Annotated in this window: 21 protein-coding genes and 1 other annotated feature; of the genes, 11 read left to right on the top strand and 10 right to left on the bottom strand. The window is 39.0% G+C overall.

Annotation, left to right across the window (positions count from 1 at the left end; translation table 11 throughout):
• Positions 1-284 precede the first annotated feature (284 nt).
• Together F4V44_RS25420 and F4V44_RS25425 are read left to right on the top strand one after the other, a co-directional pair.
• The gene (locus F4V44_RS25420) at positions 285-1,088 is read left to right on the top strand and encodes an alpha/beta hydrolase (RefSeq protein WP_150442773.1); all 804 of its coding nucleotides are present in this window, start codon (positions 285-287) and stop codon (positions 1,086-1,088) included.
• A gap of 15 nt (positions 1,089-1,103) precedes the next feature.
• The gene (locus tag F4V44_RS25425; RefSeq protein WP_150442774.1) at positions 1,104-2,210 is read left to right on the top strand and encodes a tetraprenyl-beta-curcumene synthase family protein; all 1,107 of its coding nucleotides are present in this window, start codon (positions 1,104-1,106) and stop codon (positions 2,208-2,210) included.
• Between the two features lie 46 nt (positions 2,211-2,256).
• Here the strand turns inward: F4V44_RS25425 and F4V44_RS25430 are convergent, their stop codons facing one another.
• Both F4V44_RS25430 and F4V44_RS25435 read right to left on the bottom strand, forming a co-directional pair.
• Positions 2,257-2,829: a class I SAM-dependent methyltransferase gene (locus F4V44_RS25430; protein WP_150442775.1), complete on the bottom strand. Its 573-nt coding sequence runs from the start codon at positions 2,827-2,829 to the stop codon at positions 2,257-2,259.
• On the bottom strand, positions 2,826-3,782 hold the full coding sequence (locus F4V44_RS25435) for a TIGR01212 family radical SAM protein (RefSeq protein ID WP_150442776.1): 957 nt from the start codon (positions 3,780-3,782) through the stop codon (positions 2,826-2,828). The genes F4V44_RS25430 and F4V44_RS25435 overlap by 4 nt, the downstream gene beginning before the upstream one ends.
• Positions 3,783-4,067: 285 nt before the next feature.
• On the opposite strand from F4V44_RS25435, the gene F4V44_RS25440 reads away from it, so the two are divergent.
• The 6 genes from F4V44_RS25440 to F4V44_RS25465 all read left to right on the top strand — a co-directional run bounded on the left by F4V44_RS25440 (position 4,068) and on the right by F4V44_RS25465 (position 9,903).
• A complete protein-coding gene (locus F4V44_RS25440) occupies positions 4,068-4,331 on the top strand; it encodes a YtzC family protein (RefSeq protein ID WP_150442777.1) in 264 nt (87 codons plus the stop codon).
• Positions 4,332-4,342: 11 nt separating this feature from the next.
• Positions 4,343-4,507, top strand: coding sequence for a glycogen biosynthesis protein GlgD (locus F4V44_RS25445; RefSeq protein WP_150442778.1), 165 nt, complete (start codon positions 4,343-4,345; stop codon positions 4,505-4,507).
• Positions 4,508-4,666: 159 nt separating this feature from the next.
• Positions 4,667-5,017, top strand: coding sequence for a DUF485 domain-containing protein (locus F4V44_RS25450; RefSeq protein ID WP_150442779.1), 351 nt, complete (start codon positions 4,667-4,669; stop codon positions 5,015-5,017).
• Positions 5,014-6,540: a solute symporter family protein gene (locus F4V44_RS25455; protein WP_150442780.1), complete on the top strand. Its 1,527-nt coding sequence runs from the start codon at positions 5,014-5,016 to the stop codon at positions 6,538-6,540. The genes F4V44_RS25450 and F4V44_RS25455 overlap by 4 nt, the downstream gene beginning before the upstream one ends.
• A 201-nt stretch (positions 6,541-6,741) precedes the next feature.
• Positions 6,742-6,966 (top strand) — a binding site (T-box leader).
• A gap of 114 nt (positions 6,967-7,080) precedes the next feature.
• Positions 7,081-9,501, top strand: coding sequence for a leucine--tRNA ligase (gene leuS, locus F4V44_RS25460; RefSeq protein WP_150442781.1), 2,421 nt, complete (start codon positions 7,081-7,083; stop codon positions 9,499-9,501).
• 96 nt (positions 9,502-9,597) lie between these two features.
• Positions 9,598-9,903: a rhodanese-like domain-containing protein gene (locus tag F4V44_RS25465; protein ID WP_150442782.1), complete on the top strand. Its 306-nt coding sequence runs from the start codon at positions 9,598-9,600 to the stop codon at positions 9,901-9,903.
• A 40-nt stretch (positions 9,904-9,943) separates the two neighbouring features.
• Here the strand turns inward: F4V44_RS25465 and F4V44_RS25470 are convergent, their stop codons facing one another.
• From F4V44_RS25470 to F4V44_RS25490, 5 genes are all read right to left on the bottom strand, one after another.
• On the bottom strand, positions 9,944-10,651 hold the full coding sequence (locus tag F4V44_RS25470) for an ABC transporter ATP-binding protein (protein ID WP_150442783.1): 708 nt from the start codon (positions 10,649-10,651) through the stop codon (positions 9,944-9,946).
• Positions 10,651-11,430 (bottom strand): ABC transporter ATP-binding protein, encoded by a 780-nt coding sequence (locus F4V44_RS25475; RefSeq protein WP_150442784.1) that lies wholly within the window; start codon positions 11,428-11,430, stop codon positions 10,651-10,653. Before F4V44_RS25475 ends, F4V44_RS25470 begins: the two co-directional genes overlap by 1 nt.
• Complete coding sequence (locus F4V44_RS25480) at positions 11,405-12,379, bottom strand: branched-chain amino acid ABC transporter permease (RefSeq protein ID WP_150442785.1); 975 nt, start codon at positions 12,377-12,379, stop codon at positions 11,405-11,407. The genes F4V44_RS25475 and F4V44_RS25480 overlap by 26 nt, the downstream gene beginning before the upstream one ends.
• A 15-nt stretch (positions 12,380-12,394) precedes the next feature.
• Complete coding sequence (locus F4V44_RS25485; protein WP_150442786.1) at positions 12,395-13,273, bottom strand: branched-chain amino acid ABC transporter permease; 879 nt, start codon at positions 13,271-13,273, stop codon at positions 12,395-12,397.
• A 110-nt stretch (positions 13,274-13,383) separates the two neighbouring features.
• The gene (locus tag F4V44_RS25490; protein ID WP_150442787.1) at positions 13,384-14,568 is read right to left on the bottom strand and encodes an ABC transporter substrate-binding protein; all 1,185 of its coding nucleotides are present in this window, start codon (positions 14,566-14,568) and stop codon (positions 13,384-13,386) included.
• 274 nt (positions 14,569-14,842) lie between these two features.
• On the opposite strand from F4V44_RS25490, the gene F4V44_RS25495 reads away from it, so the two are divergent.
• Positions 14,843-15,028 (top strand): sporulation protein Cse60, encoded by a 186-nt coding sequence (locus F4V44_RS25495; RefSeq protein WP_150442795.1) that lies wholly within the window; start codon positions 14,843-14,845, stop codon positions 15,026-15,028.
• Positions 15,029-15,058: 30 nt separating this feature from the next.
• Here the strand turns inward: F4V44_RS25495 and F4V44_RS25500 are convergent, their stop codons facing one another.
• Positions 15,059-16,318 carry a BaiN/RdsA family NAD(P)/FAD-dependent oxidoreductase gene (locus tag F4V44_RS25500; RefSeq protein WP_150442788.1) on the bottom strand — a complete coding sequence of 420 codons (1,260 nt, stop codon included), beginning with the start codon at positions 16,316-16,318 and terminating at the stop codon, positions 15,059-15,061.
• A gap of 316 nt (positions 16,319-16,634) precedes the next feature.
• Here F4V44_RS25500 and F4V44_RS25505 point away from each other — a divergent pair, with 316 nt between their 5' ends.
• Positions 16,635-18,251 (top strand): putative polysaccharide biosynthesis protein, encoded by a 1,617-nt coding sequence (locus F4V44_RS25505; RefSeq protein ID WP_150442789.1) that lies wholly within the window; start codon positions 16,635-16,637, stop codon positions 18,249-18,251.
• Positions 18,252-18,290: 39 nt separating this feature from the next.
• Here F4V44_RS25505 and F4V44_RS25510 read toward each other — a convergent pair whose 3' ends face one another.
• The gene (locus tag F4V44_RS25510) at positions 18,291-18,515 is read right to left on the bottom strand and encodes a hypothetical protein (RefSeq protein ID WP_396897519.1); all 225 of its coding nucleotides are present in this window, start codon (positions 18,513-18,515) and stop codon (positions 18,291-18,293) included.
• Positions 18,516-18,645: 130 nt separating this feature from the next.
• Here F4V44_RS25510 and F4V44_RS25515 point away from each other — a divergent pair, with 130 nt between their 5' ends.
• Complete coding sequence (locus F4V44_RS25515; RefSeq protein WP_150442790.1) at positions 18,646-19,365, top strand: pseudouridine synthase; 720 nt, start codon at positions 18,646-18,648, stop codon at positions 19,363-19,365.
• Positions 19,366-19,405: 40 nt separating this feature from the next.
• On the opposite strand, the gene F4V44_RS25520 is transcribed toward F4V44_RS25515, so the two are convergent.
• Complete coding sequence (locus tag F4V44_RS25520) at positions 19,406-19,627, bottom strand: DeoR family transcriptional regulator (RefSeq protein ID WP_150442791.1); 222 nt, start codon at positions 19,625-19,627, stop codon at positions 19,406-19,408.
• Positions 19,628-20,214 lie beyond the last annotated feature (587 nt).

Below are 20,214 nucleotides of genomic sequence, written 5' to 3' on the forward strand. Positions count from 1 at the left end.
TACACTCCTTTAGAAACTTTTTTATTGTTTGACTTAGGGATAGCTGTTATTTATATATGTATGAAATCATGGTGATAATATTTTAACCAAGTCATATCTATTCTACTAATTCTATCTGATAAGTGAATAGATTTGTCAAAGGATTTGTATATAAGTCATAATAGTAGTATGAACAGATGGTTTTCGCGGAACAGATAAGGTATATACATATATATAGGATTTTGCGTAATCATTATAAATATTATAATGAGTCGGTCACTTTTGATTTTCAGGAGGAAGGTATCATGTGGAAATGGGAAGCGGAAGGGGAAGCAAAAGCGGTAGTGGTGATTGTCCATGGGGCCATGGAGCATCATCGCCGTTATGGCTGGTTAATTGAAATGTGGCGATTATCAGGTTTTCATGTAGTTATGGGAGATTTGCCGGGTCAAGGAATGACGACTAGAACCGACAGAGGCCATATTGATTCCTTTGATGACTATATTTTTGAAGTGAAGGATTGGATACAGGCAGCCTATCAATTTAATTTACCGGTTTTTCTCATTGGGCATAGTTTAGGTGGACTCATCTCTGTTCGTTTGCTGCAGGAGGAACGATTGAATATAGCGGGTGTTGTTCTATCCTCGCCATGTTTAGGATTAGTCAAACCCCCATCAAAGTTGTTGAATTTACTGTCATACGTTCTAAATATTGTAGCTCCGCAATTAAGGTTGAATTCCGGCTTAACCATTGATATGGCTACTCGAAACGAGGATGTAAGGGAAGCAGACATGAATGATACTCTCTATATCACTAAGGTGTCTGTAAGGTGGTACCGTGAATTAATTTATGGGATAAAAGAGGCATTTGAAAAGATAAATCAAATACAGGATGTTCCCTTATTTCTTATGCAAGGTGGAGATGACAAAATCGTAAATAAACATACGGTAAGAAATTGGTTTAATCTAGTGCCTTTATCAGAAAAAAGGTATAAGGAATGGCCAAGTTGTTATCACGAAATTTTTAATGAACCGGAACGTGAGCAAGTGTTTGAATATGCAAAGGATTTCTTTAACAGTCAGTTAAAATCATTAGGCTATATTGTATAAGTGAGGGAATAAACGATGTCAGTTCCAAGTATGCCGTTAAGTTTAATGTCTAAAACATACAGAAAGATATTTCCATGTGTCAATAAGGAGCTTTCTTATTGGAAGGAGCGGGCTCGGAATATTCCGGATTTGGAACTTCGAAAACAAGCATTGGCGAGCATTGATCATAAAATGTTTCATTGCGAGGGCGGTGCGATTATGGCGCTCATGGCAAAGGAACATTATGCTGAAGTAATCCGTTTTATTGTTGCCTATCAAACGATAAGCGATTACTTGGATAATCTTTGTGATCGAAGTACTTCAATGGACCCAGCTGATTTTAGGGCATTGCATGAAGCGATGAGGGATGCGCTGTCATTAGACAAGACTGAAGCAGGTTATTATCGTTTTCGTTCGGAACAGGATGATGGAAACTACCTGTCCGACCTTGTTGCAACATGCAGGCAAGTTCTATCAAAATGTGTTCATTATGAAAAAATAAAAGGTTATTTACTTGAACTTTGCGGATACTATTGTGATTTACAAGTACATAAACATGTGATCCCGGATGAACGGGTGCCTCGATTAAAAAGGTGGTTTCATGAAAATAAAGAGTCCATTCCAAAAATGGAATGGTACGAGTTCTCTGCTTGTTCCGGGTCAACTTTAGGCGTATTTTGTCTTATAGCCTATGCTTTTAGTACAGATTTTCAGGAACGTTATGCTAATGATATTCGCAAGGGATATTTTCCTTATATTCAAGGTTTACATATTTTGTTGGATTATTTAATTGATCAGGAAGAGGATAAACTGGGAGGGGATTTAAATTTTTGTTTTTATTATGAAAGTGAAGAACAACTGTTTGCTCGTTTAAAGCATTTTATTAAAGAAGCAGACCGTCATACAAACAACCTTCCGCACAGACGATTTCATCGTTTAATAAATCGGGGTCTCTTAGGCCTTTATTTATCAGACGAAAAAGTTAGAAAACAGCGTGAAGTCCGAAGGTTGGCAAAAGGGATTATGAAAACAGGTGGTTCAGTAAGTTTTTTCTTTTTTATCAATGCGGTGATTTATCGGAATCTGCAAAAACTCAGCAGAGGAATAAAACAAGAAAAACGGAGATATGAACGCTATGTATAGAAAAAAATTGCGCGCCTCCTCATAAAATTTAGAGAAGGCGCTTTTATTATCGTTTTTCAATTGCGATAATAAATGGCGGATTGTTAGCCTGATTTATATAACCATATTGCAATACATGTGCTTTTTTCTGATCAATTGACCTTACAAATTCAAGGAGTCTGTCACGTTCAACAGCTCCCTCCGGATGGCCATGATAAATGACTAACACGATGATGGCTTCCGTTTTCATAATAGTAAGCAGTTGTTCAATAGCTAAAATCGTTGTGTTTGGTTTTGTCACGATTGATTTATCTCCTCCTGGTAAATAACCAAGATTAAAGATAGCAGCCGAAACCTTTCCATGGTGTTCCTTCGGTATACACTCACTAATATGCTCGTGTCCTTTTGTAAATAGGGTCGTCCTGTTCAGCAAATCTTGTTCCACTAAACGCTTTCTGCTGTTAAGGACTGCTTCGTCTTGAATATCAAAGCCGTAGACATGACCATGTTCCCCAACTAATTTGGCGAGATAGAGAGTATCATGACCGTTTCCAAGTGTGGCATCGACGGCAACATCTCCAGGGAGTATAGCTGTTTCAAGCAATGTTCTTGCAAAGGGTAAAATTTGTATTAACTTCATGCTTTTACTACACTCCATTTCTTTCCCTGCCAGCTGTTTCGACGGACGAGCTCTTCATCAATACTGTTTAGAACTTCCCACTTATTAACACTCCACATCGGTCCAATCATTAAATCAATTGGTCCGTCTCCTGTGATGCGGTGAACAATCATTTCTGGTGGTAATATTTCTAATTGATCGCATACTAATTGTACATAGTCATCTAGTGATAAAAATTCAAGCATCCCTTTTTCATATTGCTTAACCATAGGTGTACCCTTCAATAAATGAAGAAGATGGATTTTAATCCCCTGTACGTCAAGCTTTGCCACTTCATGTGCGGTTTCCACCATCATGTCTGTCGTTTCCATTGGTAAACCGTTAATAATATGAGAACAAACACGAATACCATGCTTACGGAGTTTTTCAACCCCTTCAACATAAGTGGAAAAATCATGTGCCCTGTTAATGAGGTTGGCAGTTTGTTCATGAACGGTTTGCAGTCCAAGTTCTACCCATAAATAGGTTCGTTCATGCAGCTCTGCTAGATATTCCACAACATCATCGGGAAGACAATCCGGTCTTGTTGCAATGGACAGACCGACAACACCATCTAGCTTTAATACCGTTTCATATTTTTCTTTTAGTTCGGGAAGGGGAGCATGTGTATTGGTAAATGCCTGAAAGTAGGCCATGTACTTGCCGTCTTTCCATTTTGTATGCATTTTTCCTTTAATATCATTAAATTGTTTAATAAGATCATCGCTGCGGTTCCCTGCATAATCCCCAGAACCTGAGGCACTGCAAAACGTACAGCCACCGTGTGCAACTGTTCCGTCACGGTTTGGACAGTCAAAACCGCCATCTAATGCTACTTTAAACACTTTATGGCCAAATTTATTACGTAAATGGTAATTCCATGTATGATAACGCTTATAATCACTTGCATAAGGAAAAGGATTATTTGGTTGCATAGCGAAAAAAACCTCCTCAAAACTCAAATATAACTTTATTCTGCGAATAGAGTCAGCCTCCGGCGAGCCTTGCGATTTTTTTAGGAAATTTATCGGGGCGAATTTGTTTATTTTACCACGAAGAATGCAGCTTTCCAATTGGTTGTCTGTTTCTGTCTAGAAATGGCAGCCTGTGAGTGTGTAGAAAAAAGAGATTTGAGCAAGATAAGTACGTAAAGCTCTAGAAATCATTCACGTATGCATAAACAAATTTGAGCTTTGCAGTGATTTAAAAGGAGGGGTTTTATGGCGACTCGAGCATCGATTGAAACACTGCTAGCAAATTGTGAAGACGCACTGAGGTTTGCCTCAGATCAATATCAGGAAAGCAGCCTCCAGGAACATTACAATGGTGAAAATTATACACAGGCCTTACAGCAATTAGAAAGTGCCTATAATGAACTGGCAAAAATGGCTCAAAGTGCAAATGGGCAGCAGCGTGAGCAGCTCCATCGTATGCGGCTGCAGCTGCAGCAAGCACAAAATCAAATGATGTTACATGATCACTAGGGGGAACTGAAGTGAAAAAACGTTCAAAACAACAAAATCCAGAGCAGAAAACCCGCAATGGTGCAAACAATAATGACCTCGAGCTTGGCCAAGATTATGATTTAGTCAAGCAAGCCAAGAAGAAATATGAACAAAGCGGCGGTCAGCCTGTAAAATCAAAATTTCATCCTGAATAATATAAAGTGTATAAAAGAGCTGATTTCCAGAAATCAGCTCTTTTTGTCGAATAATTTTTTTAGTAAAAGCTTCCTATTTTTACAAAAAATGATTGATATTTCCCTTATAAATTTTTAGAATATACATATATTTCTGAATATTTTAAAAAGGGAGGAATAATGGTGGATAATTTAGCGAAAGAAGGCGTATCACAGCAAAGTAAGTATGATTTTGAAAAAATTGCAAGTACCCCAGAATTTAAACAGTTAATGAAAGCCAAGAAAAAATTCCTTGTTCCTGTATCTGCTGTCTTTTTGGTTTTGTACTTTTTATTACCGATTCTTACCTCTTATTCAACAATCTTAAATACCCCTGCGATTGGTGCAATCTCATGGACATGGGTATATTCATTTTGTTTATTTATTATGACATGGGTTCTATGTATGGTATACGTAAAAAGAGCAGCACGTTATGACAAAATGGCTGAAGCACTCATTGAAAAATATAACCAAGGAGATAAAAGCCTATGAGCGGAGTAGGATTATTATTATTTGTCCTAATTGTTGGACTAACACTTGTGATTACGTATTGGGCAGCAAAACGTACGAAAACAGCAAGTGAATTTTACACAGCCGGCGGAGGATTAACTGGCTGGCAAAATGGACTGGCTATCGCTGGAGATTATTTATCGGCAGCATCTTTTTTAGGAATAGCTGGAGCCATTGCCCTTAATGGCTTTGATGGATTTTTTTATTCAATTGGATACCTAGTTGCCTATCTTGTTGTTTTGTATATTGTGGCTGAGCCGTTAAGAAATCTTGGTAAATACACGATTGCAGATATGATTACAGCACGTTTTAATCAAAAGAAGGTACGAGCTGTTGCGGCGTTAAGTACGATTACCATTGTTATCTTTTATATGATTGCCCAGTTAGTGGGTGCAGGCGCTCTTATTCAGCTTTTATTAGGTATTGATTATTGGGTGGCAGTTCTTCTTGTTGGTGTGATGATGACTACTTATGTACTATTCGGCGGTATGACCGCGACAAGCTGGGTTCAAATTACAAAGGCAGTATTATTAATGATTGGAACTGTCGTCATCTCATTTTTAGTGTTAGCAAAATTTAATTTCAACATTTTTACTATGTTCAGTGAAATGAAAACGTTAACACCGCTTGGTGAAGATTATTTAAACCCTGGTGTGAAATATAAAGTTCCACTTGATACGATTTCTATGATGGCAGCCCTTGTTCTTGGTACCGCTGGTCTGCCGCATATTTTAATGCGTTTCTTTACCGTTAAGGATGCGAAAACAGCACGTAGTTCAGTTGTTACGGCTACATGGGTTGTTGGTATTTTCTATATTTTAACGATTTTCCTTGGCTTTGGAGCAGCTGCTTTTGTAGGCTCTACAGATATTATTGCGGCCAATGCTGCAGGTAATATGGCTGCACCGTTATTGGCAAAAGCGCTTGGCGGAGATTTTCTCATGTCCTTTGTATCAGCAGTAGCGTTCGCGACAATCCTTGCTGTAGTTGCTGGTCTTGTATTATCAGGTGCATCTGCTTTTGCGCATGATATTTATGGACAAATTATTAAAAAAGGTCAAATCACAGAAAAACAGCAGATGCTTGCTGCAAGATATGCTTCTATCAGCGTTTCAGTCCTTTCTATTATTCTTGCACTTTTTGCACAAAAAATGAATGTTGCGTTCCTTGTATCACTAGCATTCTGTGTAGCAGCAAGTGCTAACTTACCGGTAATCCTATTTACAATCTACTGGAAAAAGTTTAATACTGCCGGGGCTGTTACAGGTATGCTGACTGGGTTAATTACAGCACTTGTACTAGTTGCAATTAGTCCAAATGTTTTAAACCCTGTTGCAGGTGCAGCTATCCTTGTCGGAGACCCTATTTTCCCATTAACAAATCCGGCCATTGTATCCATACCAGCTGGTTTCATTGGTGCGTATATTGGTACAGTCGTTGCCAATAGACATGATGAAAAGAAATATGCTGAAGTGATGGTAAAAGCGAATACGGGTGTTAAATAATCCATGTAAAAAGCCATCACATTTTCCCCGTGGTGGCTTATCTTATTTTATTAGGCGTTTTATTAAAAGATTATGTATATTTTTTACGTGGATGGTTAACAATTGTTTATATCTTGTAATATATTAATTAGTACCTTTTTTGTTGACTTGCATCTTGAAGCAAAATTATATACAATATCACTATAAATTTTTCTATAAATTAGAACAACATTGACAAGGAATAGTAATGATATGATAACCCGTTATAGAGAGCTGGCGTTTGGTGGAAGTCAGCCGGGATCATCATGAACTCGCCTTGGAGTTGCAGATGTGAAAGTATAGTAATATCTGTCGTTTTCCGCGTTAAGGATAAATGAAGCGAGTGACTTTTTCACTAATGTGGGTGGTACCGCGGGAGTTTTAATACATAATCCTCTCGTCCCAGTTTTGGGATGAGGGGTTTTTTATATTCTTTTCTAAGTTATAGAAAATGCTTAAGAACTAATTTGAATACAAAGGCTGGAAAACCTGACTATTTAATTAAGGTAGGAGGAGAATAAGATGAGTTTCAATCATCATGAAATTGAGAAAAAGTGGCAAAAACATTGGGAAGAAAATAAAACCTTTAAAACAAGCGAAGATAAAGGAAAGCGTAAATTTTATGCGCTTGATATGTTTCCTTACCCATCTGGTGCCGGTCTCCATGTAGGACATCCAGAAGGCTATACAGCAACTGATATTCTTTCAAGAATGAAAAGAATGCAGGGATATAATGTCCTTCACCCAATGGGCTGGGATGCTTTCGGACTTCCAGCAGAGCAATATGCTTTAGATACAGGAAATGACCCTGCAGAATTTACAGAGCAGAATATTAATAATTTCCGCCGGCAAATTAAATCTTTAGGTTTCTCCTATGATTGGGACCGTGAAATTAATACGACGGATCCAAACTATTATAAATGGACGCAATGGATCTTTCTAAAGCTTTATGAAAAGGGCCTTGCCTATATTGATGAGGTGCCTGTTAACTGGTGCCCTGCTTTAGGAACTGTGCTTGCAAACGAAGAGGTTATAGATGGAAAGAGTGAGCGCGGAGGACACCCGGTAGAGCGCCGTCCGATGAAGCAGTGGAATTTGAGAATTACGGCTTATGCTGACCGTTTACTCGAGGACCTTGAAGAATTAGATTGGCCTGAAAGCATTAAAGATATGCAGAGAAATTGGATCGGCCGATCAGAAGGAGCAGAGGTTAACTTCCAAATTGATGGACATGATGACAGTTTTACTGTTTTCACTACGCGTCCTGATACACTATTTGGAGCAACTTATGCGGTGCTTGCACCTGAACATGATTTAGTTGCGAAAATTACGACTGACCAGCAGCGTCAGGCAGTTGAAGATTATTTAGAGCAAATTAAAAGTAAAAGTGATTTAGAAAGAACAGATTTGGCAAAGGAAAAGACAGGAGTTTTCACGGGGGCTTATGCTATTAATCCAGTAAATGATGTAAGAATTCCGATTTGGATTGCTGATTATGTATTGGCTAGCTACGGTACTGGTGCGATTATGGCTGTTCCGGGTCATGATGAGCGCGACTATGAATTTGCTAAGAAGTTTAATTTAGAAATTAAAGAGGTTGTAGCAGGCGGAGACATTGAAAGAGAAGCGTATGCAGGCGATGGACCGCATGTGAATTCTGATTTTCTAAATGGATTAAACAAAGAAGAAGCGATTAGTAAAATGATTGCTTGGCTTGAAGAAAAGGGAATTGGGACGAAAAAAGTAACATACCGCCTTCGTGATTGGCTGTTCAGCCGTCAGCGTTATTGGGGTGAGCCAATTCCAGTTATCCATTGGGAAGACGGTACGATGACAGCAGTACCGGAAGAGGAGCTGCCGCTTATTCTGCCGGTTACGACAGAAATTAAACCATCTGGTACGGGAGAATCCCCATTGGCCAATATCGAGGATTGGGTGAATGTAGTTGATCCTATTAACGGTAAAAAGGGACGCCGTGAAACAAATACAATGCCGCAATGGGGCGGAAGCTGCTGGTATTTCCTTCGCTTCATCGACCCGCATAATGATAAAGTGTTAGCAGACCCGGAGAAATTAAAAGAGTGGCTTCCAGTTGACATCTATATCGGCGGAGCAGAGCATGCGGTATTACACTTATTATATGCTCGTTTCTGGCATAAATTTTTATATGATATCGGCGTGGTTCCAACAAAAGAACCGTTCCAAAAGTTATTTAACCAAGGAATGATCTTAGGGGAAAACAATGAAAAAATGAGTAAATCTAAGGGGAATGTAGTAAATCCTGATGAGATTGTAGATAGTCATGGTGCGGATACTTTGCGATTATATGAAATGTTCATGGGACCGCTTGATGGATCTATTGCCTGGTCTGCAAACGGTGTGGATGGATCTAGACGTTTCTTAGACAGAATTTGGCGTTTATTCATTGAAGACAATGGCAGTTTGAATTCTAAGATTAAAGAGAATGAAAAGGAAAGCAATCTTGAGAAAATCTATCATCAAACGGTTAAAAAAGTCACAGAAGATTATGAAGGCTTACGTTTTAACACAGCTATTTCACAGTTAATGGTGTTTATTAATGAAGCTTATAAAGCAGAGGTTTTGCCGATTCATTATATGGAGGGCTTTGTGAAATTACTGTCCCCAATCGCACCTCATATTTCCGAAGAGCTATGGGAGAAGCTTGGTCATACAGATGCCAGCATTGCTTATGAGGCATGGCCTGCATATGACGAAGCAAAGTTAAAGGATGATGAAATTGAGATTGTCATTCAAATAAACGGCAAAGTTAAAGCGAAACTTGTAGTTCCAGCTAATACAAATAAAGATGCACTGGAGCAAATTGCAATGGACGATGACAAAGTGAAGGCACAAATTGATGGGAAAACCGTTCGAAAAGTCATTGCCGTTCCTGGAAAACTCGTTAATATTGTCGCAAACTAAGAAGTAAAGTAGAATAAATAAATGAACGGCATTTCTTACTATAGAAAGGAATGCCGTTATGTTAAAAAAGATAAACGAACATTAGGGGTGTAATACATGAGTCAAATGGCTGTCATTAACACATATGAATTAAATGAAAAGCTCGAGGCAGGGGAAAAGCTGGAGCTTGTAGATGTGAGAGAACACGATGAAGTGGCAATGGGCATGATTCCAGGTGCAAAGCATATCCCAATGGGAGAAATCCCGGCAAACTTAGCCCATTTTGACAAAGACAAAGAATATATTATGATTTGCCGTTCTGGCTCCAGAAGTGCATATGTTTGTGAGTTTTTACAAGCACAAGGCTATAAAGTCCGCAATATGACTGGCGGGATGCTAGAGTGGAGAGGTAAAACAGAGTAACGCAAAGAAGCATGGGGGCGCTCCTCATGCTTTTTTGTGGTTAATGGCCACCAAGATAGGCCATTTTAATTTGATCGCTTGCCCGCAGTTCTTCAGCAGAACCCTGTAATACAACACGGCCAGTTTCAATGACATAGGCCTGATTGGCAATAGTAAGAGCCATATTGGCATTCTGCTCAACCAGCATAATGGTTGTGCCCGTAGCCTTGATTTCTGTAATCATTCGAAAGATGGTTTTGACTAATAATGGTGCAAGTCCCATCGAAGGTTCATCTAATAACAGCAGCCGTGGTCTGGCCATTAACGCTCTCCCCATGGCCAGCATTTGCTGTTCGCCTCCAGAAAGAGTACCAGATTGCTGCTTGCGTCTTTCATAGAGACGTGGAAATAAATCATATACTTTTTGAAAATCTTCTTTTATTTCTTTTTTATCCCGACGAAGATAAGCACCCATTTCAAGATTTTCCTCTACACTCATATTGGCAAACACGCGGCGGCCTTCTGGGACATGGGAAATACCCTTTTTAACAATCAGTTGTGCCTGTCTACCTGTAATGTCTTCACTTTCAAAAATAATACTGCCTTGTTTCGGCTTTAATAAACCGGAAATGGTTTTGAGCAGTGTGCTTTTTCCGGCTCCGTTTGCCCCGATTAAAGTAACAATTTCTCCCTGCTTTACCTCTAGGGCAACATCCTTTAGGGCATGAATATGACCATAATAGACATTTAATCCGTCAATTCGCAGCATTAGGACACCTCCTCGCCCAGATAGGCTTCAATTACCTTTGGATTATTCCTAATTTCTTCAGGAATCCCCTCCGCAATTAATTTTCCGTGGTCAAGTACATAAATTCGTTCACAAACCCCCATAACCAACTGCATATCATGCTCAATCAGAATGACGGTTAAATCAAATTGCTCGCGAATAAAGCTGATTAAATCCATCAGTTCTTTTGTTTCTTGAGGGTTCATCCCGGCAGCAGGCTCATCTAAGAGCAGCAGCTGTGGTGAAGCAGCGAGAGCACGGGCAATTTCCAGCCGGCGCTGCTGACCGTAGGGAAGATTTTTTGCTTTTTCATCCTTATAAACATCTAAATGAAAAATTTTTAAACATTCAATAGCCTTTTCTTCCATTTCTTTTTCACCTGAAAAGTGAAAGGGAAGGCGGAAGATAGATGACAAAATGGAATGCTTAGCCAAGGTGTGATAGGCAATCATTACATTATCAAGAACAGTTAAGTCGTTGAATAAACGAATATTCTGGAAAGTTCTGCTAATCCCCTTTTGTGTGATTTTATAGGGAGGGAACCCATTAAGTTTTTTTTCATTCAGGAGAATGCTGCCTTCTGTCGGTACATAAACACCGGTAAGGAGGTTAAATAAGGTTGTTTTTCCAGCCCCGTTTGGTCCGATTAATCCGACTAGCTCGCCTTTATGGATTTCCATCAGGATGTTAGAAACAGCCTTTAAGCCGCCAAACTGGATACCGGCATGGTCTACCTTAAGCAATGGTGTGTTTGTTATCATCCTGAGACTCCTCCTTAATTACTGGTTTCTTTTTAAAAAATGCTGTCAGCTCTTTCGTTCCCATTAACCCTTGTGGGCGATAAATCATCATGATAATTAAAACGAGACTATAAATAATCATTCTTGTTTCAGGATAGTCCTGGAGGAACGTAGAAACGATGGTAAGAAAAATAGCGGATATGATGGAACCTGATAAACTGCCAAGACCACCAAGCACAACATAGATTAAAATATCAATAGACTTTAAGAAACCAAAGTTTGAGGGCTGGATAATATAAAAATTATGAGCATATAAAGAGCCGGCAACACCTGCAAAAAAAGCACCGATAATAAAAGCAGCCACTTTATAATAGGTTGTGTTTATCCCCATAGCATCTGCAGCAATTTCGTCTTCTCTTACCGATAAACAGGCTCGTCCATGTCTTGAGTGAGTAAAATTTCGGATGGCTAAAATCGTGAGCAGCATCGAAAAAAATACCCAAGGCCAGGTAGCCATATGAGAGACCTGCATACCGCTTGCCCCGCCGACATAGTCAACATTTAATAGAATGATACGGACTATCTCCCCGAAGCCCAAAGTGGCAATGGCCAAATAATCCCCTCGGAGCCTCAGGGTCGGAGTCCCGATTACGAGACCTGAAAGAGCGGCCGCTATCCCTCCAGTTATGATTGCTAGCCAAAAGGGGAGACCTAATTTCATAGTGATAATCGCGGATGCGTAGGCACCGACAGCAAGAAATCCGGCATGGCCAATCGAGAATTGTCCTGTTATGCCAATAATAAGATGTAAGCTGACCGTCAGAATGATGTTGATTGAGATTAGGAGAATCATATTGACGTAAAAAGGATTTAACTGACCACCGACAATCAGGAATTGGATGCTGAAAAATACGATAAAAGCCAATCCAATCGAAAGCCAAAATCCTTTTGATTGTTTTAGTATAGACATGGTGTCCAGCCTCCTTTATACTTTTTCTTTGACATTTTTTCCGAATAAACCGGATGGACGAAAAATTAAAATAAGGATTAATACGATAAAGGCAACTCCATCACGCCACAGGGAGAATCCGGAGGCACTGACAAAGGATTCAATGACGCCTAAGAGAAGTCCTCCGACCATCGCTCCAGGTATAATTCCTATACCTCCTAGTACTGCGGCGATAAATGCCTTTAAACCGGGAATAATGCCCATTAGCGGTTCAATTTTTACATAATAGGTTCCAAAAATAACGCCTGCAGCACCTGCCAATGCCGAGCCGATAGCAAATGTGGCAGAAATCGTGTTATTTACATTTACCCCCATCAATTTGGCTGCATCAGCATCATAGGATACCGCCCGCATAGCTTTACCGATTTTTGTTTTATGAACGATAAACTGGAGGATAATCATAAGAGCCACTGAAATGGCAAGGATGAATAAGGATTGGCCGCTTATTGTGATGCCGAGGAAATCAATGTTTTTGGCAGGCAGGACATCACCGGGATATGCTACCGGCTGCGCACCGCGAAAATAGATGAAGCCATATTCGATTAAGAGAGACACACCGATTGCTGTTATGAGTGCAGCGATTCTTGTTGCGTTTCGAAGAGGTTTATAGGCGATTCTCTCAATTAGGACGCCAAATATCGCGCAGGCGGCCATTGAAATCAGTAAGGCAGGGAAAAAGCTGAGGCCAAGGACAGTGATGGAATAGAAGCCTATAAATGACCCAATCATAAACACATCGCCATGTGCAAAGTTAATTAACTTCACGATTCCATACACCATAGTGTATCCCAGCGCAATGAGTGCATAGATACTGCCAAGCGATATTCCGTTAACGAATTGTTGGAGAAGTTCCATCTAAGCTCACACTCCTTGAAAAACAAATTTGGATTAAGAAATAGGGGGCATAGCCCCCTATTTCAGAATGGATTTAGTTGTTCATCAACGATAACGAAGGAGCTGCAGGATTAAGGATTCACCTTTGTTTCAAAAACCTGCTCTCCATTTTTAAAGGTGAGAATAGTTGCGGATTTTACAGGATTATGCTTTTCATCATAGGTAAAGTTACCAGTGATAAGTAGTAAATCCTTTGTTTCCTCCAATGCTTCTTTAATCTTTACAGGATCTGCACTGCCTGCACGTTTAATAGCGTCCGCTAGTAAATAAGCAGTATCATAGCCTAGAGCATTAAAGGCGTCCGGGGTTTCTTTATATTTTGCTTCATAAGCTTTTACGAAGTTTTGGATTTTCTCATCTGTGTCTCCTGATGAATAATGATTGGTAATATAGGTATTTGTTAAGGCTTCTGCACCGGCAATTTCAACAAGTGTCGGTGAATCCCAGCCATCACCGCCCATGAACGGTACGTCAAAGCCTAATTCCTTCGCTTGCTTTAGAATTAAACCAACCTCTTCGTAATAACCAGGAACATAGACAAATTCAGGATTTTTTGATTTTAGTCTTGTTAATGTAGCACGGAAATCAGTATCCTTTGCCACATAGGCTTCTTCGCCAATGACTTTACCGCCGTTTTCTTCAAAGGCTTCTTTAAAAGCGCTTGCTAATCCTTTTGCATAGTCATTAGAGCTATCAATTAGAATGGCTGCGCTATTAACACCTAAATCTTTTGCAGCAAAGTTAGCCGCAATCTCACCTTGGAATGGATCAATGAAGCATGTTCTAAAAATAAAATCATTCAGTTTATCATCTTTAAATGTAATATCCGGGTTTGTTCCTGATGGGGTGATTATTGGAATCTGATTGTCCTGAGCGATTTGTACTTGTGCAAGAGTATTGGTGCTAGTTGCAGCGCCGACAATCGCTGATACCTTATCCTGGTTAATCAGTTTGAGAGTGCCGCTTGTTGCTTCGGCAGCCTCTGATTTGTTATCGACCTTAACAAGTTCAATTTTCTTTCCATCGATGCCTTCCTTATTAATTTCTTCGATTGCTAAATCTAACCCTTCAGCAATTCCCTGACCATAAGAAGCCACATTACCTGATAACTCCAGGTTGGCACCGATTCTAATCTTGTCTCCGCTGCCATTTGATTCAGTACCAGAAGTTTGTTCATCATTTCCAGAGCAAGCTGCCAAAACTCCAGCCGAAAGCATAAGTGACATGAAAAGAGCATTTAACTTTCTTTTTCTCATACTTCTCCCCCTCATAAAAAGTGGTTTTGACTTTTGTACTGGTTTGTTCTTGGTCATGAGAAGATAAACATAGGAGACTTCTATTATTCTGAAGATATTGTACAAGATATGCCTTAATAAGTCTATTTAATTATCAGAACAAACTGAATATTTAGTAAATTAGTCTGAGATGTTCTACATAAAGTTACAATATTTTAAATAGCAGAAAGGTTAAAAAATTAAAAAAAAGGAAAAAATAATGAATAATTATATAGAAGGAAAGCGAGCGAGAGAATTGATTCAGGTTAAATTATTTGATGAGGAGTACGAGAAGAATTTAGAGTCCGAGATGAATCGTTTTTTAAAAGGCTTGGATGAAAGGAAATTAGTGGATATTAAATATAATATTGCAGCAATGCCTGATGACGAGGATGAGGAGCAAATCTATTGTTTTTCAGCCATGATTATTTATCGAGCCTGAAAAGAACAGGCTCGATTTGTTTTTTAGTGTTTATATACTATACTTGGCAGCATTTTGACCTGCCAGTCGGCCTGTTATAAAAGCTGCTGTAATGTTAAAACCTCCGGTGTAGCCATGAATATCAAGAATTTCTCCACAAAAATACAGACCATGCATTTTTTTTGAAGCCATTGTTTTTGGTTCAATTTCTTTTGTCGATACACCGCCACCGGTAATAAATGCTTTTTCTAGTGAATGTGTACCGTTAACTGTAAAGCGGAACCTTTTACAGCTTTCAGCGAAGCTTCTTATTTTTTCGTTCGAGAGTGTGGCAGCCTGTGCCATTGCGTCGATTTGATTGTACTCTAGCAAAAAAAGTAAATAGCGCTCTGGAAGTATGTTCTTTAAGACATTTTTTATGCTCTTTTTTGGTTCAGCTTTGACTAGCTGTAAGAGCTCTTGAAGAAGAGTATCTTCTTTTTTATCTGGAAAGACGTCCAGATTAACCGTCACCTTTTGATCAGGCGACTTTTTCAACTCTTTAACAATAAATTGGCTGCATCGAAGGACAGCAGGACCGCTGATGCCAAAATGAGTGAAGATCATATCCATTTTATGCATAATCACTGTTTTGCCTTTTTGATTCAGAACACTTAAGGCCACATCGCGAAGTGAAAGACCCTGTAATGTTTTTTTTCTAATAAAAGGCTCATTTGAGGTGACCGGTACTTCTGTAGGAAATAGCTCTGTAATGGTATGTCCAGCCTTTTCCGCCCATGCATAACCATCCCCAGTTGATCCTGTGTGAGGAACAGATTTACCGCCAACAGCAATAACTAAAGCCTTTGTTTCATAGTGCTTACCGTTTTTTAATAGGACGGACTTTACTTCGTTTTGCTCGTACTTCACCGTTTCAACCGGACTATTGGTTTTTATTTCGACACGAAGTTCAGATAGTTTACGCAGTAAGGCATCGACAACGGATTGTGCTTTGTCACTGACAGGAAACATTCGTCCATGATCCTCTTCCTTTAATTCAATCCCCAATCCTTTGAAAAAAAGAATAATATCTTCATTATTAAAAATGGAAAATGCGCTATGTAAAAATCGACCATTTCCGGGAATATGCTTAATTAATTCTTCGGTCGGGAGTCTGTTAGTCACATTACAGCGGCCGCCTCCCGAAATAGCCAGTTTTCTGCCAAGCTTTTCTCCTTTATCAAGCAGCAGTACTTTTGCTCCGGCTTCTCCGGCTGCAATAGCAGCCATCAAACCAGAAGGACCGCCGCCGATTACGATTACATCATACATATAATAAGACCCTTTCTAATCAAATTTGCCTCGTCAAATTTGCGCCCAGATTTTTATTGAGCTTTCTCAATAAAATACCGTAAAAAATTGTAAGGCTCGCCGGAGGCTTAACTTCAGAATGAAGTTAATACTAGAATTCTTTATGAAAGAAGAGTAAACTACAAATAGTGTGTTTTCAAGTGTAATTGTTTATAAAAGGTCATTTTTAGTTATAAATTGAAGCAAAATGGAGGTATAGGATAATATATTGTTCGGCTTCTATAATAACTAAGAAGTAACATTGGCAAATTCCTATGTTGATAAGGAGAAGTACTGGATGTCGTCTAAGCTTTTAAGAGGTACATTTATATTAACTCTCGGAACCATTATATCTAAAGTGCTAGGTTTATTTTATGTTATTCCCTTTGACGCTATTGTTGGAAAAGAAGGTACCACGCTCTATCAATATTCGTATGTACCTTATACCATATTTATTAGTATTGCAACTGCTGGCATTCCGCTGGCTATTTCAAAGTTTATCTCAAAATATAATGCACTCGAAGAATACGCGGTTGGAAGAAGGCTGTTTAAATCAGGGCTAATCGTTATGCTCTTAACTGGGTTTGTCTCGTTTTTAATCCTATTCTTTTCTGCTCCTGTATTAGGAGAGATGGTTATACAAGATGATGATCAAGTGACAAAAGTAGAGGATGTTATTACTGTTATTCGTGCTGTCAGTTTCGCTCTCATCATTGTCCCATTTATGAGTTTAATAAGAGGATTTTTCCAGGGACATCAATCCATGGGGCCGTCAGCTGTATCACAGGTAGTCGAGCAGATTGTTCGTATCGTCTTTCTCTTGGCAGGTGCTTATATTGTTTTATTTGTCATGAATGGAAAAGTTGCGTCAGCTGTCAGTGTGGCTACGTTTGCAGCGTTTGTCGGTGCCATTGGTTCCTTACTTGTGCTGTTTTGGTACTGGTATAAACGTAAGCCGCACTTGGACGAGCTTCTCCTGCATGATAAAGGCACGGTGGAGATTTCTTTAAAGAATATGTACAAAGAAATTCTACTGTATGCGGCACCTTTCGTTTTTGTCGGCATTGCGAACCCGCTGTTTCAATTTATTGATCAAATAACGTTCAATAGGGCAATGGTTGAAATTGGCTTAGCGAAGGAATCAGATTTTGCTTTTAGTGCCTTGAATTTTTATTCACATAAGCTGGTCATTATCCCTGTTTCTTTGGCAACCGCCTTTTCACTAACCTTGGTTCCAAATATCACTAGAACGTTTATTGAAGATGATAAAAGGGGTTTACACCGTCAGCTGAATCAGACGTTTCAGGTATTATTATTTCTTACATTGCCTGCTGTTGTCGGTATGTCATTACTTGCAGAGCCGGTCTATACTGCATTTTATGGTCATGATTTATTTGGCACAGAGGTATTACGTGCCTATTCACCTGTAGCGATTCTTTTTGCTTTATACTCTGTTACAGCTGCCATTTTGCAGGGAATTGATGAGCAGCGTTTCACGATATTAAGTCTATTAGTTGGATTGCTTATAAAACTTAGCTTAAATATTCCGTTGATCAAGTTAATGCAAACAGAAGGTGCAATAGTAGCAACTGCTCTTGGATATGGAGCTGCGATTATGATAAATCTATTCGTAATCAAAACTTATGCAAGCTATTCTTTTAAATTGGTTTTTCGCAGGATTCTATTGATTACAGCCTTTACAGCTTTGATGTTTGTTGGTGCTTTCGGTACCTATAGGCTGCTAATTCTATTTTTATCTCCTGAGTCTGTCTGGCAGTCGCTCGTCATCATCATTAGCTGTGCTGTTATTGGTGTAGGTATTTATGGATTTTTGGGTATAAAATCTAAATTGGTGAACCGGCTGTTCGGCCAAAAAGTGGACCGTGTCATGCAAAAGCTGCATCTGAAAGGATAGAAATAAGGGCCTCTGTAAAGGAGACCCTTATTCTCATTCTTAATAGTATTGTTCTTCCTGACGCATGCCAAGTCTTCTTTCAATTCGATCTAGACGGCGATCAACTTGGTCCATACGACGATCCAATCTTTCTATTTGACGCTCAAGTCGTTCAATACGCTGGTTAACGTTTCCACCAGGAAATCCTGGGAAAAACTGAGTTCCTTGCTGACGATAATCAATAAGTGGATAAACCTGATCAAACGGATGATAATTCATCATCATTGACACATCTCCTCGCTTTGTATTTTTTATAAGTGCTAGCCATACAAATATGCTGCACAATGATATACTATGGTATTTTACTGATTTGGAAATGGATAATAGCCTATAATGGAAGAGAAGGAGTGATTTTGTGCGGATAGATAAAATGTTGGCGAATTTGGGCTATGGCAGTCGGAAAGAAGTGAAGGACCTGCTTAAAAGCGGGGGCGTGAAAGTGAATGATACTGTTGTTAAAAATGGAAAAGAACAAGTTAACCCTGATACAGATACAGTAACATTACATGGAGAAGTAATTGAGTATAAGGAATATATTTATTTAATGATGAATAAGCCGCAGGGAGTGATTTCGGCAACTGAGGACCACTATGAAGAGACTGTTGTTGATTTACTTGAACTCGAGGATGCTGTTTTTTCACCGTTTCCAGTCGGCAGGCTTGATAAGGATACAGAGGGGTTGTTGCTTTTAACAAATGATGGTCAGTTGGCACATCAGCTCTTGTCACCAAAAAAGCATGTACCAAAAACATATTTTGCCGTAATTGATAGAGAAGTGACAGAAGACGATGTTCTAGCCTTTCATGAAGGTGTGACGTTAGATGATGGATATGTAACAAAGCCTGGTAAGCTGAAAATACTAAAATCAGGGATTCGTTCAGATATCGAGTTAACGATTACAGAAGGGAAATTCCATCAGGTTAAAAGAATGTTTGAAGCCGTTGGGAAAAAAGTAGTTTACTTACAAAGAATTTCGATGGGACCTCTTAAACTAGATGAAAATCTTGAGCTTGGTGAATATCGTGAATTAACGGAAGAAGAGATTACGATGCTGCGAGAAACAAAACCAAAATAAGCCGCCTTCTATTGAAGGCAGCTTATTTTGGTTTTGTTTCTTACGATGTCAATTTTACTTTCTTTTTCGTTGTCGTCCATTTTCCTCGACTTGGGCTTCTGACTAAATCGTTGTACGCTAAGACATTTAAGTCTCTTTGTATCGTTCGAGGAGTGATTCCAAACTCATCTACAAGTTCCTGAGTCGTTACAGTTCCTCGATTATTAATAAACATATAGACGGATTTGATACGGTTTAACATCCGGTTAGTTGAAGGTTTCAATAAACCACTCCCTATCCTAATTTCAAACCTATGACAAATTCCAGCATCCAACACTTTAGTGAAGATCGAAATCTCCCGAGAATATTCGCTTCTTTTCCCCAGACAACCCCTTTTCACAACATTTTGTAAGTACTTTGTTGCTTGTTTCTATTTATATAATATCCATATTATCATAAGATTTCCACTATGAAGGACTGATTTTACAAAAGATTAACTTTATTTATTATTATTACCAGAATTAAAAGCAGGATAATATGAATACCTAAAACTAGATTATGCAGAATATTTAGATATTATTAAAGGGATTCAAATAAAATTGGGTACTTTTGCATAATCAATGGTGGTTTGGTAATGATTTAAGAGAAAAAGGAAAATACGAGTACATTTTTATAAATAGAGTTTATCTCACTCTTAACGGGCAGTAAGACTCCCGCTTCAAGATTTTGAGTATACAAAAGAAAATAGGTAGGGGAATCAACTGCCTGTAAAGGTCCATTCGTGGAATCACAGACTAAGAACGCCACATTTGTGGCAACGTCTGTGTGACCCACATCCTGTGGGCCTCAACTAACCATCAGTGGGGGATG

This window comes from Niallia endozanthoxylica (assembly GCF_008710145.1).
In the GTDB taxonomy this organism is placed as follows: domain Bacteria; phylum Bacillota; class Bacilli; order Bacillales; family Cytobacillaceae; genus Bacillus_BD; species Bacillus_BD endozanthoxylica.

Bases quoted from the DNA above. Each gene is read 5' to 3' on its own strand.
- F4V44_RS25420 (WP_150442773.1), top strand. From the start codon at position 285: ATGTGGAAATGGGAAGCGGAAGGGGAAGCAAAAGCGGTAGTGGTGATT.
- F4V44_RS25425 (WP_150442774.1), top strand. From the start codon at position 1,104: ATGTCAGTTCCAAGTATGCCGTTAAGTTTAATGTCTAAAACATACAGA.
- F4V44_RS25430 (WP_150442775.1), bottom strand. From the start codon at position 2,829: ATGAAGTTAATACAAATTTTACCCTTTGCAAGAACATTGCTTGAAACA.
- F4V44_RS25435 (WP_150442776.1), bottom strand. From the start codon at position 3,782: ATGCAACCAAATAATCCTTTTCCTTATGCAAGTGATTATAAGCGTTAT.
- F4V44_RS25440 (WP_150442777.1), top strand. From the start codon at position 4,068: ATGGCGACTCGAGCATCGATTGAAACACTGCTAGCAAATTGTGAAGAC.
- F4V44_RS25450 (WP_150442779.1), top strand. From the start codon at position 4,667: ATGGTGGATAATTTAGCGAAAGAAGGCGTATCACAGCAAAGTAAGTAT.
- F4V44_RS25455 (WP_150442780.1), top strand. From the start codon at position 5,014: ATGAGCGGAGTAGGATTATTATTATTTGTCCTAATTGTTGGACTAACA.
- leuS (WP_150442781.1), top strand. From the start codon at position 7,081: ATGAGTTTCAATCATCATGAAATTGAGAAAAAGTGGCAAAAACATTGG.
- F4V44_RS25465 (WP_150442782.1), top strand. From the start codon at position 9,598: ATGAGTCAAATGGCTGTCATTAACACATATGAATTAAATGAAAAGCTC.
- F4V44_RS25470 (WP_150442783.1), bottom strand. From the start codon at position 10,651: ATGCTGCGAATTGACGGATTAAATGTCTATTATGGTCATATTCATGCC.
- F4V44_RS25475 (WP_150442784.1), bottom strand. From the start codon at position 11,430: ATGATAACAAACACACCATTGCTTAAGGTAGACCATGCCGGTATCCAG.
- F4V44_RS25480 (WP_150442785.1), bottom strand. From the start codon at position 12,379: ATGTCTATACTAAAACAATCAAAAGGATTTTGGCTTTCGATTGGATTG.
- F4V44_RS25485 (WP_150442786.1), bottom strand. From the start codon at position 13,273: ATGGAACTTCTCCAACAATTCGTTAACGGAATATCGCTTGGCAGTATC.
- F4V44_RS25490 (WP_150442787.1), bottom strand. From the start codon at position 14,568: ATGAGAAAAAGAAAGTTAAATGCTCTTTTCATGTCACTTATGCTTTCG.
- F4V44_RS25500 (WP_150442788.1), bottom strand. From the start codon at position 16,318: ATGTATGATGTAATCGTAATCGGCGGCGGTCCTTCTGGTTTGATGGCT.
- F4V44_RS25505 (WP_150442789.1), top strand. From the start codon at position 16,635: ATGTCGTCTAAGCTTTTAAGAGGTACATTTATATTAACTCTCGGAACC.
- F4V44_RS25510 (WP_396897519.1), bottom strand. From the start codon at position 18,515: ATGATGATGAATTATCATCCGTTTGATCAGGTTTATCCACTTATTGAT.